General features: G+C 66.0%; 17 protein-coding genes. 5 read left to right on the forward strand and 12 right to left on the reverse strand.

Annotated features, from left to right (window positions below):
- The first annotated feature begins 45 nt into the window (after positions 1-45).
- Both AB8998_RS07890 and AB8998_RS07895 read left to right on the forward strand, forming a co-directional pair.
- Positions 46-693, forward strand: a complete 648-nt coding sequence (locus tag AB8998_RS07890) for a Mu transposase domain-containing protein (protein WP_369737360.1) — start codon at positions 46-48, stop codon at positions 691-693.
- A gap of 5 nt (positions 694-698) precedes the next feature.
- Positions 699-1,370, forward strand: a complete 672-nt coding sequence (locus AB8998_RS07895) for an ATP-binding protein (protein ID WP_369737361.1) — start codon at positions 699-701, stop codon at positions 1,368-1,370.
- 31 nt (positions 1,371-1,401) lie between these two features.
- On the opposite strand, the gene AB8998_RS07900 is transcribed toward AB8998_RS07895, so the two are convergent.
- The gene (locus AB8998_RS07900) at positions 1,402-1,863 is read right to left on the reverse strand and encodes a hypothetical protein (protein WP_369737362.1); all 462 of its coding nucleotides are present in this window, start codon (positions 1,861-1,863) and stop codon (positions 1,402-1,404) included.
- Positions 1,864-1,878: 15 nt separating this feature from the next.
- Positions 1,879-2,226: a site-specific integrase gene (locus AB8998_RS07905; RefSeq protein ID WP_369737363.1), complete on the reverse strand. Its 348-nt coding sequence runs from the start codon at positions 2,224-2,226 to the stop codon at positions 1,879-1,881.
- 148 nt (positions 2,227-2,374) lie between these two features.
- On the opposite strand from AB8998_RS07905, the gene AB8998_RS07910 reads away from it, so the two are divergent.
- Positions 2,375-3,610 (forward strand): IS256 family transposase, encoded by a 1,236-nt coding sequence (locus tag AB8998_RS07910; protein ID WP_369741377.1) that lies wholly within the window; start codon positions 2,375-2,377, stop codon positions 3,608-3,610.
- A 30-nt stretch (positions 3,611-3,640) separates the two neighbouring features.
- Here the strand turns inward: AB8998_RS07910 and AB8998_RS07915 are convergent, their stop codons facing one another.
- From AB8998_RS07915 to AB8998_RS07945, 7 genes are all read right to left on the reverse strand, one after another.
- Positions 3,641-4,006 carry a hypothetical protein gene (locus AB8998_RS07915; RefSeq protein WP_369737364.1) on the reverse strand — a complete coding sequence of 122 codons (366 nt, stop codon included), beginning with the start codon at positions 4,004-4,006 and terminating at the stop codon, positions 3,641-3,643.
- A gap of 488 nt (positions 4,007-4,494) precedes the next feature.
- Positions 4,495-4,809 (reverse strand): helix-turn-helix domain-containing protein, encoded by a 315-nt coding sequence (locus AB8998_RS07920; protein WP_144955196.1) that lies wholly within the window; start codon positions 4,807-4,809, stop codon positions 4,495-4,497.
- Between the two features lie 151 nt (positions 4,810-4,960).
- A complete protein-coding gene (locus AB8998_RS07925; protein WP_369741471.1) occupies positions 4,961-6,331 on the reverse strand; it encodes a flavin-containing monooxygenase in 1,371 nt (456 codons plus the stop codon).
- 13 nt (positions 6,332-6,344) lie between these two features.
- Positions 6,345-8,504: a hypothetical protein gene (locus AB8998_RS07930; protein WP_369737365.1), complete on the reverse strand. Its 2,160-nt coding sequence runs from the start codon at positions 8,502-8,504 to the stop codon at positions 6,345-6,347.
- A 3-nt stretch (positions 8,505-8,507) separates the two neighbouring features.
- Positions 8,508-8,840, reverse strand: a complete 333-nt coding sequence (locus tag AB8998_RS07935; RefSeq protein ID WP_369736420.1) for a helix-turn-helix domain-containing protein — start codon at positions 8,838-8,840, stop codon at positions 8,508-8,510.
- Positions 8,840-9,877 carry a tyrosine-type recombinase/integrase gene (locus AB8998_RS07940; RefSeq protein WP_369741472.1) on the reverse strand — a complete coding sequence of 346 codons (1,038 nt, stop codon included), beginning with the start codon at positions 9,875-9,877 and terminating at the stop codon, positions 8,840-8,842. Before AB8998_RS07940 ends, AB8998_RS07935 begins: the two co-directional genes overlap by 1 nt.
- A gap of 218 nt (positions 9,878-10,095) precedes the next feature.
- Positions 10,096-10,986, reverse strand: a complete 891-nt coding sequence (locus AB8998_RS07945) for a tyrosine-type recombinase/integrase (protein WP_369737366.1) — start codon at positions 10,984-10,986, stop codon at positions 10,096-10,098.
- A 200-nt stretch (positions 10,987-11,186) separates the two neighbouring features.
- Here AB8998_RS07945 and AB8998_RS07950 point away from each other — a divergent pair, with 200 nt between their 5' ends.
- Positions 11,187-11,420, forward strand: coding sequence for an ATP-binding protein (locus AB8998_RS07950; RefSeq protein WP_369737367.1), 234 nt, complete (start codon positions 11,187-11,189; stop codon positions 11,418-11,420).
- On the opposite strand, the gene AB8998_RS07955 is transcribed toward AB8998_RS07950, so the two are convergent.
- Genes AB8998_RS07955 through glpX form a run of 3 tightly spaced genes read right to left on the reverse strand, consistent with a single transcriptional unit; the run spans position 11,341 to position 14,576 of the window.
- Entirely contained in the window at positions 11,341-11,982 is a 642-nt protein-coding gene (locus AB8998_RS07955) for a transposase domain-containing protein (RefSeq protein ID WP_369737368.1), read from the reverse strand. The genes AB8998_RS07950 and AB8998_RS07955 overlap by 80 nt on opposite strands.
- Before the next feature lie 60 nt (positions 11,983-12,042).
- On the reverse strand, positions 12,043-13,467 hold the full coding sequence (locus AB8998_RS07960) for a class II fumarate hydratase (RefSeq protein WP_369737369.1): 1,425 nt from the start codon (positions 13,465-13,467) through the stop codon (positions 12,043-12,045).
- A gap of 29 nt (positions 13,468-13,496) precedes the next feature.
- Positions 13,497-14,576: a class II fructose-bisphosphatase gene (glpX, locus tag AB8998_RS07965; protein ID WP_369737370.1), complete on the reverse strand. Its 1,080-nt coding sequence runs from the start codon at positions 14,574-14,576 to the stop codon at positions 13,497-13,499.
- 80 nt (positions 14,577-14,656) lie between these two features.
- On the opposite strand from glpX, the gene AB8998_RS07970 reads away from it, so the two are divergent.
- A complete protein-coding gene (locus tag AB8998_RS07970) occupies positions 14,657-15,349 on the forward strand; it encodes a DUF4245 domain-containing protein (protein WP_369737371.1) in 693 nt (230 codons plus the stop codon).
- Positions 15,350-15,357: the final 8 nt, after the last annotated feature.

The following is a 15,357-nucleotide window of genomic DNA, read 5'->3' on the forward strand; positions in this document are numbered from 1 at the left end:
TCAAATCACCTCTGACTTACACAGAAATCGTGACAGGCTCCGACCGTGGTCTACCAGGTGCCGATCTACGCGCAAGCCAAGGTCCACCGTGACTACCACATCCAAGTCGATCGGGCCTTGTACTCGATTCCGGAACACCTTCGCGGGCAAACGCTTTCGGTCCGTGCCGACGGGGAGCTGGTCAAGGCGTTTTTCCGCGGCAAGCTGGTCAAAACCCATCCCCGCCAGCCCGCCGGCGGACGCTCCACCGACCCGGCTGATCTGCCCGCTGACAAGACCGGCTACGCCATGCGGGACCTGACCCGGCTGATCACCACCGCCGCCGGCCACGGGGCCGATATCGGCATCTACGCCGAACGCCTGCTCGACCACCAGCTGCCCTGGACCCGGATGCGCCAGGTCTACCGACTGTTGGGGCTGGTCAAACGCTACGGCGCGACACCAGTGGACACCGCCTGCGGGCGTGCCCTGGAACTCGACGTGGTCTCGGTATCCAAGATCGCCGCCATGCTGCAAAAAGCCACCGAGAACACCCCAGCCGAGGCGGCGCGGGCGGCCACCGGGCTGGCACCGGCCCGGTTCGCCCGCGATCCGGGCGAATACCGCCCCCAAGGCAGGCAGCGGCCCGACTGGATGAGCGTCATCGACGGTGGCGCCAACCCAGTCAGCGACAACGAGAACCAGGGGCGGTGATCGCCATGGCAACCAAACCGACTGTCAGCGACCCGATCTCGACTGACCTGAAGAATGTGATGCGCCAACTCAAGCTCGGGCGGATGCTCGACACCCTGCCCGAGCGGCTCACCTTGGCCCACCAGCAGCACCTATCCCATGCGGCGTTTTTGGAGCTGGTCCTCGCCGATGAGGCCAGCCGCCGCGACAACAGCTCAGCGGCCCGCCGGGCCCGCGACGCAGGACTGGACACCGCAATGCGGCTGGACTCCTGGGACGACACCGCCGCGGTGCGCTACGACCGCACCTTGTGGACCGACCTGACCAGCCTGCGCTTCCTCGACGGTCCCCACGGCGCCCTGCTGCTGGGACCGGTCGGGGTGGGCAAAACGCATCTGGCGACGACACTGGGTCACATCGCCGTGCGTCGCCGCATCCCCACACTGATGCTGCGTGCCGATGCGATGTTCAAGCGGCTCAAAGCATCCCGGCTCGACAACAGCACCGAAGCCGAGATGCGCCGCCTGGCTCAAATCCGGTTATTGATCGTCGACGATTTCGCCCTGCAGCCGATGGATGCCACCGCGACCGCCGACTTCTACGAGCTCGTCGTGGCCCGCCACCAGCGGGCCTCGACCGTGCTGACCTCCAACCGCAGTCCCGATAAAGCGCACATGTTCGCGCGAACCTGTGCGTAGGCGCTGCCGAAGCGTGACACGTTCGCACTTGTCAGGATTCAGCAAGCTGGTCTAGCAATCGGCCATCGTCGAGCTGATCGGCGAGGTAGATCATCGCCCCTTCGGGTTTCATGCCGAATGCTGCGGCGACGAGTTTCGGGTCCATTGTGTTGACGAGATCGGCCAGTCGCGTACTGCGCAGCATCTTGGGCGGCAGGCCGCACGGGTCGAGCAGGTGGCTCATGTAGGCCTCGGAAGCCGGCCGTCGATCGGCCTTGGTGCCCCTGGTGACGAGTACGTGCGGGTTGTCGGTGCGCAGCGTGTCGCGGTGCTCGAGGCAGCGCTGCAGCGCGGCCCAGCTGACCGGGTCGAGCGGCACTGGGTGAGGACGTCTGCCGAGGGTGATCGAGCGATTGACGGTATCGATGTGCTCGACCCGTAGCTGACGCACCTCGCTGCTGGAGGCGCCGTGCAGTATTGCCAGCAGCCCGAACAGCGCCTCGTGTGGGTGCACTGCCGAATCACCGCTTTAGCGCTCAAACAGCACGCGCTGTTCGGGGATGGTGAGAGTACGGCCACGAAATGCCCTGTGCCGCTTGATGGTGACGCCGCGGGTTGGATCGATGAGCACCAGATGATGGTTGCGTGCGAATCGGAAGAATTGGCGCAGCACCGCCAGGCGGCGGGCCCGGTTTTTCGGCAGCTCGGCGAGGAACGCCTCGATATCGGCGATGTCTGCGAGGGCCCAATCCTGTTTGCCGCGTTGGGTATCGAGGAAGCGGGCTAGATCACGTACGATCGTCAGCGCCGACTCGATGGTGCGGTCGGTACGGGGCCGAGTGCCCGCACGGCGGGCGCGTTCACGCGCGTGCAGCATGGACTCAGCGAAGGACGCGAGGGCGTGTCATTCCATCTGTGTAAGTCCGGGGTGGTCCATCATCGGACCGCCGTTGGGCGGACAGAAGGAGTGTTTTGTGACCAAGACCATGCAGATGCCGGCTGAGGAGACGACCGCGGCGCGGCGGCTGGCCGAGATGTTCACCGAAGAGACGCTGGACTCGTTGATTAAGGATGCGGTGAAGACCGGGACCCCGATCGACGGCGCGGACGGTTTGCTGAACCAGCTGACTAAGGCCGTGCTGGAGCGGGCGCTGAATGCGGAGCTAACCCACCATCTGGGCTATGAGGCCGGCGATCCGGCCGGACGCGGATCGGGAAATTCGCGCAACGGCACCACGCCGAAAACGGTGACCACCGTCAACGGCCCGGTGCAGATCGATGCGCCGCGTGATCGCAACGGCTCGTTTGAGCCGGCGATTGTGCCGAAGAAGACCCGCCGGCTCAACAACATCAATTCGGTGGTGTTGTCGCTGTATTCACGGGGAATGACCACCCGCGATATCGAAGCCCACCTGCAGGAGGTCTATGGGGCGTCGGTGTCGCGGGAGTTGATCTCCAATATCACCGAGGTGGTGGTCGATGAGATCAAGGCCTGGCAGGCCCGCCCGCTCGATGAGGTCTACCCGATCCTCTACATCGATGGGCTGCGGCTGCGGATCGGCGACAACGGGGTCATCACCACCAAGGTCGCCTATTTGGCCATTGGCGTGGATCTGGAGGGCCGCAAACACGCCTTGGGCTGCTGGATCCAGGACTCCGAGGGGGCGAAGTTCTGGCAGAAGGTCGTCATCGACCTGCGCAACCGCGGGGTGCGCGACATCCTCATCGCCTGCTGCGACGGGCTGACCGGTCTGCCTGATGCGATCCGCTCGATCTATCCCGATACCGTGGTGCAGACCTGCGTCGTGCACGTCATTAGGAATGCGATGCGCTTCGTGTCTTATAAGGACCGCAAGAAGGTCGCCACCGCGATGCGGGCGATCTACAGTGCGCCGACCGTCGATGGAGCCGAACTCGCACTCAAGGAGTTCGACCAGCAATTCGGCGCCCAATATCCGGGTGCAATTGACGTGTGGCACAACGCCTGGGGGGAATTCGTTCCGTTCCTGGACTATCCGGTGGAGTTGCGCAAGATCGTCTACACCACCAATGCGATCGAGTCGATCAACTTCCAGTTGCGCAAGATCACCAAGAACCGTGGTCATTTCACGGACAAGGACGCCGCGATGAAGTTGCTGTACCTCGGGCTGCGCAACATCTCCAGCGAGAGAGGAGGCTATTCGGGTACTGGAACGCACAACTGGACTGTGGCGCTCAACACACTCGCCAGACTATTCCCTGGGCGAATCCCATTGTGCTAGAATACAACTCGTAGTCAAATCACCTCTGACTTACACAGAAATCGTGACAGGCTCGGACGCGACAGCGCCACGCATCCCGGCCGGTGCGCTGTCGATCCGCCTCTGCCGTCGCCCGGCGGCGAGCCGGTCGGCCTGGTCGGTGGCCATCGCCAAACCACGTTCGGTGAAGAACGCCTCCAACGCCCGAGCCAGCGATCCCATCGACCGACCCGGCGTGCGGGCCCGCTCGAGCACGCTTTGCGGGTGATTTGGGAAATCGTCTGCGAGCAACCGTGCCAACGTGGTGAGCAGCTTGCATGCCTGCGCCGGGCAGTAATGCGTCGCCAGGTCCGCGACGAAATCATCGAGCCAGCCCGGCGGCTCGGCGAGCCGGGCGGCCAGCGTCTCGCCACGCACGAACGGCCGGTCCGGGCGACGCTGCCAGCATCGCCCACACATGCCGCGCCCGACGTGGCGGCGCAACTCGCCGCAGGACACGCAGACCCGGGGCGGATCCTTCGGCGGACCGGGTCGTGAGCACGAGCCACACCACCCAGTCGACTCGCGCAGATAGCCTGGTTTTCCGCAGCGCGGGCAGGTCGATCTCGCGGCCGCGAGCTTGGCCCGCTTCTGACACGGCCGGCACACCACCTCGTTGCGGAACCGCATCGATCTGCCGCATTCCCGGCAACAGCGCGAACACAGCACGCACCGACCCACCGCCGACACCAGCACCCGGTCGCGCCCACAGCGTGGGCATTGCGCCTTGGCCGCCTGCGTCCGTAACCGGCGGGTGCACAGGCAGCAATGCTCGCGGCCGAGGTATCCGACCGGGGCTCCGTAGTCGACGCAGTCTCGTTGCTTTTTCCCCATCGGCCGCAACCCGTTCCGAAGCTTCGCCGAATCTACATCGGCGGCATCGACCGGCCCCGCACGTTGGCTGTCTTCGGTTCCGACGGAACCGACCGCGCCGGAGTGGCGGGCCGTTCGAGCGGGGTGGTATCGGTCTCGAACAGGTCGTCGGGGGTGCACTGCAATGCGGTGCATAACGCGATCAGCGTCGAGAGCTTGATCTGGCTGGGTTCCTTGGTGAACAGCGCCGACACCGACGCCGCCGACATCTCCACCCCGGCCTTCTCTGCCAGCAGTCGCCGCAGCTCGGTTCCGGTCCACACCTCACGCTGCGCAGCCGCCATCCGCAACCGCCACCGGATCTTCATGCCGTCCCGTCCTCTCCGCTGAGCTCGGCCAAGGTCGAGGTGACCGCACGCCGATAAGCGTCCTCGATGAATGTCGCCGACGGACGCTCTGGCGACGTCGGATATCGCAACTGTCGGAATGCCAGGTTGGTCGGGTCCGAGTCTGTCGGTGTCATGTCTGGTTCCGATCGGGGTGTTCGTTGGTCCGGCGCCGGGTCGCGTTGTGTCGGCGAAGGACACCAACCAGGGTGAGAGCGGCAAATGCCGCAAGAGCATGCTGGGCGCTCAAGTAGTAGCGGCGACGGTCGATCTTGCGACCGCGGGCCGGGCGCCGTTCTTGGGCGAGGTTTCGGTAGCGTGTCGGCGAGAACGACCCGAAATATTCGCTGACGAAGTTGCTGGTTCGCCGTGTCGGTAATCCCATGTCGGCCAACAGGTCGTCGATGTGGTGCACCAGGTGCGGTCCGATTTGATAGCCCTGCGGTCGAGCTGGCATGACCTCCTCCAGCCAGGCCTGCACGCGTCGTATCTCAGTCTGCATTTCATCGAGACTGGGAAGTGCGAGTTCGCCGCGGAAGCATCGTGAAAGCCAGTGGGCTGAGATTTCTGAGCTGAGCTGACACGCGGTCGATGAGGCGTAGCCCACGAACCCGAGGCGCTGCTCGGTGGGCGGAAGGATATGCCGGTAGAGCTGGAATCGCCCGTCGGAGACAACGGGTGTCCGCAGTTCGGGCGCTAGAAACGACAACGGCTGGCGCCAGCCGGTGGCGAAAACGACGATGTCGGCAGCGATCTGATCGCCGCTGGCCAGCAGGACCTGCGGTCCGCCGAGAAAGGCCGCGACCGAGTCACGCCGCAGGACCAGCCGACCGCGGCGGGCCATATCGTAGAACTCCTTGCCGAACCCCAGGTTTTCGATTCCAGTAGGCATCGGCTCGTCAGGCACCATGGCCGCAGGCATCCTGAGCAGGAATCGAAACAGCAGACTCACCACCCGCCAGACCAAGTTGGTCAGCTGCTTGCCCGGCCCGTGCAACAACCTCTCCATCAGGCTGGGGTGGTGGTAGCGGAAGAACGCCTCGGTCGAACGTCCCAGAGTCAGCCGGTCGGCGGGAATACCTCCCGGGAAGTAGCGGGGCATCATCCAGTGGGCCTTTCGGAACACCAGCGTGCATTCCTGCGCGTGCGACCCGGCCCACGCCGCGCAATCCAGCGCGGATTTGCCCGCGCCCACGATCACCACCCGTCGCCCCGCGAACAGGGCAGGATTGGTCGCTTGGCTTGAATGGACCACCGTCCCGGTGAACCGGTCGGCACCGTCGATCGCAGGCATGTCCGGTTCAGAGAAGGTTCCCGCGCATACCACCGCAAAGTCACACACCACGGTGCTCAAACCCGTTGGGCCACAGCTTTCTACCGTGAATTCGTTACCGTGGCGAGACACCCGCACCACCTCAGTCGATAACCGAAGAAGCGGGGCCAACTCGAACCGGGCCACATACGAGGCCAGATACGCGCGCACCTGCTCAGCGCTCGGGAAGATGTCGGCTGATCGGTCATAGGGATGGTCGGAGAATGCGTAGGTGCTGCCCGCCGGGGAATAGCCATCGCGAGCTGCGAGGGCGGCCGACGGCGGCGTGAGGTGATCGGGTGGAGACCAGGGCGCGGATCAGTCGGTCTAGCGGTGCTGGGATCAGGATCGGCTCGTGTCCGAGCCGCAACCGGACGCTTTCGTCGGTGAGTTCGATGTCATCAATGGTCAGTTCGCTTCGGCCGGCGGTGTCGATCGTGTCGTCGTGTAGCAGCCAGCGTGCTTGTTCCCAGCGGGTCTCGGTGTCGATGACGCCGCTGGGGCCGTCCCATCGTTGGGCGGCGTGCTCGACTCGGGTGAGCCTGTTTCGGCGTGCCCAGCGCACGAAGTTGCCGCTGTCGCGACGCTGGCCGGCGGCGGCGCTGGTTAGCCACCGGTCGAGATCTCCCTGTCGGGCAGTGGCAAGCTTAAGGTTATGCGCGGCAAGCCAATCCAGTAGGGCAGCTGCAGATCTGATGGAGCGCTTGGCGGCGCGGGCTTGCCCGTAGGTGGTGTCGGTGTCGCCGACGCGGGCACGCAGGCGGCGGATGACGTGCCAGACGGCGTAGCGGTGCAGCAGGCCGCGCTCCTCGGGATCGACGCGTTCGGTGATGAGGGCGGCGGTCCAGCGCTGCAACCGCAGCATCTGTTCGTCGCGGTGTGGCAGGGTGCCGATCGCGACCAGGACGCTGCGCAGGTGCTCGACCGGCTTGCCCGCGGGCAGTTCGTCGAGCGTCTCGTGCGACAGCACGCGCTGACCGGCCTCTAGCTCGCGCAAGATGGCGGGACCGCCGCCGTTATCGAGCCATACCGCGGCCGTGTTGGGACGTTCGACCGCGACCAGGGCCTCGTAGAGGTCGCACAGGTCGGGGCGGATGTCACCGCGGGCGTCGCCGAGCAGCTCGCGCAGCCGCTGCTGCACGTTGCAGCGGGCGCACCGGCTCGTATACCGGCGGCCGCGTTGACCACATCCGGGACAGGTGCGCCAGAAACCGGACTCGTCACGAACGCATTCGGCGCAAAGCGGTTCGGCCAGCGTGCCGCCGCGGATAGGGCGGAACTCGCCGCACGAAATACATTGGGCCCACCGCTTGTGGCAGGCTTCGCACCACGGGCGGCCGGTGGCAATTGAAATCGTGCTCGGCGCGGTCCGTCCGCAGATCGCGCATTCGGCGATCGTCGGCGGGCGGCAACTGGCGCAGCGTGGTCCGTCCTCGCAGCGGATACTAACCGGTCGGCGGCGGCCGCAGTCCACGCAGACTTCCTGGTTGATCGGATCGGTGACCAGGCAGCTCGGACACACGGGTTGGCCCTGTTCGTCACGGGTGGCGGCTTCGCGAAGCGCGCCGCAGCGAGCGCATGGTTGGGCACGGGACTTGGCGGTGCAGCTGCGGCATAACCACTTTCCGCCGATAGGCCGGTGCAGGTGGATGATTCGACCACAACCGGGGCAGGCCGGGTGGACAATGCCTTTCGCTCCGGCGTCCCCGAGCTGGTCGATCAACCGCAGCACCGCAGGATCAGACGCCTCGGCACCGGCGCCGGTCAGCAGGGCGGGTCGCTGCTGCAATGCCCACGCCAATCGGTATCGGCGTCCGGCACGCGGCACCACCGCCTCGATTGCCGCGTTGATCTCCTCACCCGACAAGCTCGGGTCTGCTCGCCTCACGACGTCGACGATGAGCGGCGTCGGATCCCGCCCGTCATCGGGCAGGCATCGTGAACACCTGGGTCGGCCGTCGCGGTCGCGAAGGTAAACCGGCCTGCTCGAGCCGCATATTGTGCAGGGTTCTCGTCGAGGACCGCACTTCGCGCAATACCAGTCATCCCCGCGTCGCTGCAGGGTGTGTAGATGCTTGCCGCAACCTGCGCAAACCGGAGACGAAATATGCATGGCGCCAGCCGCATTCAGCGCGATCAGCAGCTCACCAATCCCACGTGGCGCTGGCGAGCGCCCGTCGGTCAACACTGCGGGCCGGTCCAGCAATGCCTGGGCGAGGCGGCGCCGTTTCGCTCGTCCACCGGCCATCGCCTCGACCAGTCCGATGACCGTGCGTCGATCCAGCCCGGGCTTTTCGCCAAGCACCAGATCGACGATGACCCCGATCGGGTCGGCGAGCACCTCAGATGCGAATGTCTTTGGCATTGCTTAGCTTTCAATGCCGCTGATGCGAGCGCGTTTTGGCCGCAGTCCGCCCAGACCGGCGTCGGCGCCGCCAGCGGCACGTTTCTTGCGCGTCGGCGCGGCTGCGGCGACCGGTTCGATCAGCTCGTCCATCCGGCAGTCCAGGACGTCCAGCAGCGCCATCAGAATATTCAGGCTCAGCCGCTCGGGTCGCTCGACGACGAGCCGATAGACCTGGCTGGACGACAGATGGATGCCGCGTTGCGCCAACGGCTCTATCAGGTCGGTGGTGCTGAACATCTCGCGTGCAGCCATCACCTGACGCAGGTGCCATCGGTAGTCGAGTTTGCGGGCCATCAGGACTCCTTGCCGCTCGTGGGGTCGGGCGCCGTGTCGAACGCCGGCGCCAGGGCTTTGCGCAGCGCGGTGTTCATGAAGTCACCGGACACGTGGGTGTAGATCGCGGTGGACGTATCGCAGCGATGCCCAACGGCCTCCTGGATGAATCGTCGGTCAACGCCCTCCTCAGTAAGGTGCGTCACCCACGAATGCCTAAGGCTATGTGGACTAAGGGTTTTCGGTAGCCCGAGCGCGTCACGGTATGTGACGAAGCGGGCGTTGATCTCTGCCGGGGCGATGCGACCGCCACGTTCGGTCACCCACAGTGCCGGATGGTCCTCGCACCCGAAACGGGGCCTGATGTTGTCGACGTAGTCGGCGACCGCTTCCACCGCCCACCCCATGACCGACGGCACGTTGCGTCGCCGCGGCGGTTGCCCGCGCACCGACTTGCCATAGCGCACATGCAGCATCCCGAACCGGCCGAACTCCGGCACCGCCGGGTTACGGCCCCAGTCAACTACATCCAGCTTCGCCGTCTCGGTCCGCCTCAGGCCCCACCCATACACCACTTTGAATAACGTCGCATCCCGGTAGGCGGCCAACGCGCCCTTGCGTTTCGCGCACACCGCACGCTCAACCTGGTCGTCGGCGTAGTCGAGAAACCGCTGCAACTCCTCGCGGGTGAATGGCCGGGCCTTCGGGTTGCCCTCGTAGCCATTGAGGTGCTCTATCGTGTTCCACTCATGGCAGATCGGCACCGGATGCACACCCGAACCAAACTCCTGCTCGCACACCGCAACCCAGCTATAACGGCCGTCGCACAAATACTCGCTGAACAATCGCAGCTCGGTCTGATAGCCGCGAATCGTCGAAGGTGCCAGATGCGACTCCGCCATCAACGACTGCGTCCACTCGTCGACATGACCCGGCAGCCAATGCCACGGGTACTCGTTAGTGAACGTCGCAAACCGGCGCACCAACCGCTCCCGCGGCGCGATGGTCTCCTCCCGCAAACCACGCGCAACCTGCTGGGCACGCCATCCGCGCAACATCGCCTCCAGCACAGCGTCTTCCGGACGCAACTGCACAACTCCGGAGACCAGCTCCAGATGCGCCGACCCAGCCAGATCTGCCCGCACCACGCCGCCTCCAACCTGAATCCCCGCAACCGTCCGGCGAAAGGATCATGCATCCAACGGGCGCGATATGCAAGCAATGCAGGTGGGACGCCCTGTCCTGTAGGCGACATGACACCATAGCCAGATCTGCTTCAGCAGGCGACCAGCGGAGACGCGCCCGTCTGATGCAATTTCTGATAGTTCACATAGCGCATGGTCGAACTCACCGTCCAATGACCCAAAAGCTGTTGGATCGCCACCAGATCAACGCCACGCTCGTAGTTGTGTGTCGCGCAAGCGCGACGCAGCGCGTGTGGGCTGAACCGCTCCGCGACCGGTCGGCCCTCCAGCTCCATCAGATACCGCAGCCGGTTGCGGATCGTGCCACGATTCAGCGGACCACCGGACTCGTCGGCAAACAACACCGGCGACTCCGGAAACTTCGGCCGCACATCGGCCAAAAACCACCGCAACAACGCGTCCAACCCGTCCAGCATCGGCACCCACCGCGGCCTAGGACCGGACATGTGGGCGGCCTTGCCGAATCGCACGTGCAACTTGCCGAACGGTCCACGCCCGAAATGCACGTCCACTATCTCCAGCAGTGCAGACTCTTCCGATCGCAGCCCAGCGTGATACAGGGTCCGAAACAACGCGTAGTCCCGCGCGGCCGGACCGTACTTGCGGGCGGTGGCGATCCTCGACTTCAAGAACTCGAAGAACTCGCTCACCCGGTCGGGGGTCGGCGGCGCCCCGACTGCCGGCGACTCGTCACCTACGTGCCGTGAAGCGTTGAACTCATCAACCGGGCACACCAAGCGCACACCGAACCCGGCCTCGATCTCGGCAGCCTTACGGGCCTGCAGGAACCGGTGAAACCCCTTGAAGATCTGCACGTACTCGCGCCGCGTCGACGCCGAACGGCCCGCCACCGCCAGCTCGCCAACCACGCGATCGATGTCCTCGCTGGTGACCTCCCACGCCGGACGCCCCAGTGCGGCCAACGTCCGCTCCAACAACCCGATGTCATTGTCGATCGTCACCGGGCTAAACCCGCGCGCCCGCCAACGCCACGAACGCATCGACGCATTCCCGTTGAAAGACAACAGGATCCCTAACAACGGGCTCGACCGGGACGGCGCCACCGGGAATCAGCCGGAGACCCTCCACCACCCGCACACCTTCTTCCCACCTAACTCGTTAAGGCAGCACCTAACATATCGCGATAATGCCTTGAAGATCGATGCGACACGCAGAGCAGTCGAAAGTCCAGCTAGCAGGGGAAATCGGTCATAACGAACATGTGCCAGCTCCAGTTGAATGGCTGGCCGTCATGACCGACCCCCTGCTGGCCCAATCGGCTGTCGACAGAATCACCTCGACAGCGCATGAACTCATCATCGAAGGCCAGTCCTACCGACGCCGTCAGAAGCCCTCAGTTGACACCAGCCCGACGACCACCGATCATCCCCAATGAGCCAAACAGGTGGTCCATAGTTACTGGCCAACCGGTGGTCCCATCCTCGTGGCAAATGACAGTTGGGCACGAACATCGACGTGCCGTCGATCGCGCAGACCAGCAGGCCGTGCCAGCGTGCGGCGCCGACGGCCGGGCCGCGCAGCAGCGTGAACAATTCGCGCAGCGGGGCAACTCCGACACGTCGCAATGCTTGGGACAGTGCCGAGGACCCCGGTGTGGCCACGGTGGCCGGGTCCAGACCGGCCACCAACCGCGCCCAGACCTGCTGGTATCCGATCTCGGCGAACAAGGCCGCAGCCAGCAGCAGATACACCACCACCCGCGACGGCAACACCCGAACACGGCGCTGCATGCCGCCGGTGTTCTCCAAGGCGGCATCGACGAGGTCAAACGACACGATCCGGGTCAACTCGCCCAGGTGACCCGGCGCGAACGGCCCCTGCTGGCCCGGCGCAGCAGGACAGATGACAGACTGAACAGACAGCGGAACTCCCAGGTGAGATGGTGTCTTTGGACGGACAATCCATCGATACCGGGAGTTCCGCTGTCCTACCGGCACCTACACCCGGCGTGTCACAATTGCCACACCAGTCACACCCTTAACTGCGCGGCATTGGGGTTAGGGCCCGTCCGGGGCGGCCTCGACCCGGGTCATTGCCAACACGTCGAGGCGGCGGTCCAGCTCCTCGATCGAGAGCTTGTCGCCGATCAGCCCGCGGTCGATGACGGTCTGCCGAATGGTCTTGCGTTCCTTGAGCGCCTGTTTGGCCACCGCCGCGGCCTCCTCGTAGCCGATGGCCGAGTTCAGCGGCGTCACGATCGACGGGGAGGATTCGGCCAGCTCGCGCAGGTGCTCGACGTTGGCCTTCAGCCCGACGATGCAGCGTTCGGCGAACAGCGTCGACACGTTGGTCAGCAGCTTGAAGGACTCCAGGATGTTGCGGGCCATCATCGGGATGTAGACGTTGAGCTCGAAGGCGCCATTCGCTCCGCCCCAGGCGATCGCGGCGTCGTTGCCGATCACCTGCGCTGCGACCTGGGTAACCGCTTCCGGCAGAACCGGATTGACCTTTCCCGGCATGATCGAACTGCCGGGCTGCAGGTCCGGCAGCTGGATTTCGGCCAGCCCGGTCAGCGGACCCGACCCCATCCAGCGCACGTCGTTGGCGATCTTGGTCAGCGACACCGCGATGGTGCGCAGCGCACCGGAGGCCTCGACCAATCCGTCGCGGGCGGCCTGGGCCTCGAAAGAGTTTGTCGCGGTGCGCAACTGGGAGATGCCCGTCCGCTCCACCAGCACCGCCACGACCTTGGTGCCGAAGCCGTCGGGGGCGTTGAGGCCGGTGCCGACGGCGGTGCCGCCGATGGCCAGCTCCCCGAGCCGGGGCAGGGTGGCGCACACCCGCTCGATGCCGGCCTCGACCTGGCGGGCGTACCCGCTGAACTCCTGGCCCAGGGTCACCGGGACCGCGTCCATCAGGTGGGTGCGGCCCGACTTGACCACCGTCTGCCACTCGTCGGCCTTGGCGGCCAACGCGTCCTGCAGCACCTCCAGCGCGGGGATCAGGTGATTCACCGCGGCCTCGGTGGCCGCGATGTGGGTGGCGGTGGGGAAGGTGTCGTTGGAGGACTGCGACATGTTGACGTCGTCGTTGGGGTGCACCGTGACGCCGTTGCGTGCGGCGATGGAGGCGATCACCTCGTTGGTGTTCATGTTGGAGCTGGTGCCCGAACCCGTCTGGAAGACGTCGATCGGGAACTGGTCGTCGTGCTGGCCGTCGGCGATCTCGGCCGCCGCGGCCATGATCGCGTCGGCCTTCTCCGGGGCCAGCAGCCCGAGGTCCTTGTTCACCTGGGCGCAGGCGCCCTTGAGCAGGCCCAGCGCCCGGATCTGGGCGCGCTCCAGGCCGCGGCCCGAGATCGGGAAGTTCTCCACCGCGCGTTGAGTTTGGGCGCGCCACAACGCTTTTGCGGGCACCCGGACCTCGCCCATGGTGTCGTGCTCGATGCGGTACTCGGTGCTTTCGGAGCCGTCAGCGGCCATTGGTGAACGTCCTCGCTGGTGGTGTCGGATTACGGCAGGGGATAGGCGGCGGAACTGTCGCCGGTGAAGTCGATGGCGGAGTACTCGTTGAGCTTCGAAAGCCGGTGGTAGGCCTCGATCATGCGTACGGTGCCCGACTTCGACCGCATCACGATCGACTGGGTGGTGCAGCCGCCGGGGTAGTACCGCACCCCCTTGAGCAGGTCGCCGTCGGTGACGCCGGTGGCGCAGAAGAAGACGTTCTCCCCGGACACCAGGTCCTCGGTGGTCAGCACCTGGTCGAGGTCGTAGCCGGCGTCGAGCGCCTTGCGGCGTTCCGCGTCATCCACCGGCGCCAGCTGCGCTTGGATGGCGCCGCCCATGCAGCGGATCGCCGCGGCGGCGATGATGCCCTCCGGGGTCCCGCCGATGCCGGCCAGCATGTCGGTGCCCGACTGGTACCGGCACGCCGAGATGGCGCCGGCGACGTCGCCGTCGGTGATCAGCCGGATGCGCGCGCCGGTGGCCCGGACGTCCTCGATCAGCTGCGCGTGCCGGGGCCGGTCCAGGATGCACACCGTCATGTCGCGCACCGACAGGTGTTTGACCTTGGCCACCGCCCGGATGTTCTCGGCGATCGGCGCGGTGATGTCGAGCACGTGCACCGCCTCGGGCCCGACGGCGATCTTGTTCATGTAGTAGACCGCCGACGGGTCGAACATCGCCCCGCGCTCGGCCACGGCCAGCACCGAGATCGCGTTGGGCATGCCCTTGCTCATCAGCGTCGTGCCGTCGATCGGGTCGACGGCGAAGTCGCACTCCGGGCCGTCGCCGTTGCCGACCTCCTCGCCGTTGTAGAGCATCGGCGCGTCGTCCTTCTCGCCCTCGCCGATGACGACCACGCCGCGCATCGACACCGAGTTGACCAGTTCGCGCATCGCGTCGACGGCCGCCCCGTCGCCGCCCTCCTTGTCGCCGCGGCCCACCCAGCGCCCGGCGGCCATGGCGCCGGCCTCGGTGACCCGCACGAGCTCGAGCGCCAGGTTGCGGTCGGGGGCTTCCCCGCGCGAGCGCGGGTGCGTCGGGCCGCGGCGCCCGGGTTCCGACGGTCGGTCGCCCTCAACTGTCATAGCTGCTGATTGTTACAGAAGCACGCCCGTCCGCTGGAGCTGGGCTGTGGCTGGCGCCGGCCGGCTGGAATACTGCAGGGGTGACCGAGAAACCGCAGGCGGGCGCCGAGTTGGCCGGCGAGCCCGGGCCCGCTGCCCGGCCGGCCAAGCCGCGGCTGCTGCAGGACGGTCGCGACATGTTCTGGTCGCTGATGCCGTTGGTGCTGGGGTGCATCCTGCTGGCGGGCGTGGTCGGGATGTGTTCGTTCCAGCTCACCGGGACCAACAGGGGGACGATCCCGTCCTACGACGCGACGGCGGCCCTGCGCTCGGACGCCCAGACGCTGGGCTTTCCCATTCGCCAACCGCAGCTGCCGGCGGGCTGGCAGCCCAACTCCGGCGGTCGCGGTGACATCCCGAACGGTCGGACCGACCCCGCGACCGGTCGGCAGAGCAACGCACTCACCTCCACCGTGGGTTACATCAGCCCCACCGGGATGTACATGAGGCTGACCCAGAGCGACGCCGACGAGACCCGGCTGGTCGCCTCCATCCATGCCGAGGCTTACCCGACCGGTTCGGTCGAAGTCTCCGGCACCAACTGGGTCGTCTACCGCGGCAGCGGTCAGAGCGGCGCGGACGCCGAGCCGATCTGGACGACCAGGCTGGCCGGCCCGGCCGGTGCCACCCAGATCGCGATCACCGGCGCCGGCGGCACCGACCAGTTCCGTACGCTGGCGTCGGCGACGCAGTCCCAGCCGCCGCTGCCGGGCCCGCAAAAACACGGGAACTAGAAGGGGCG

It is taken from the genome of Mycobacterium sp. HUMS_12744610, assembly GCF_041206865.1.
Classification (GTDB): Bacteria; Actinomycetota; Actinomycetes; order Mycobacteriales; family Mycobacteriaceae; genus Mycobacterium; species Mycobacterium servetii.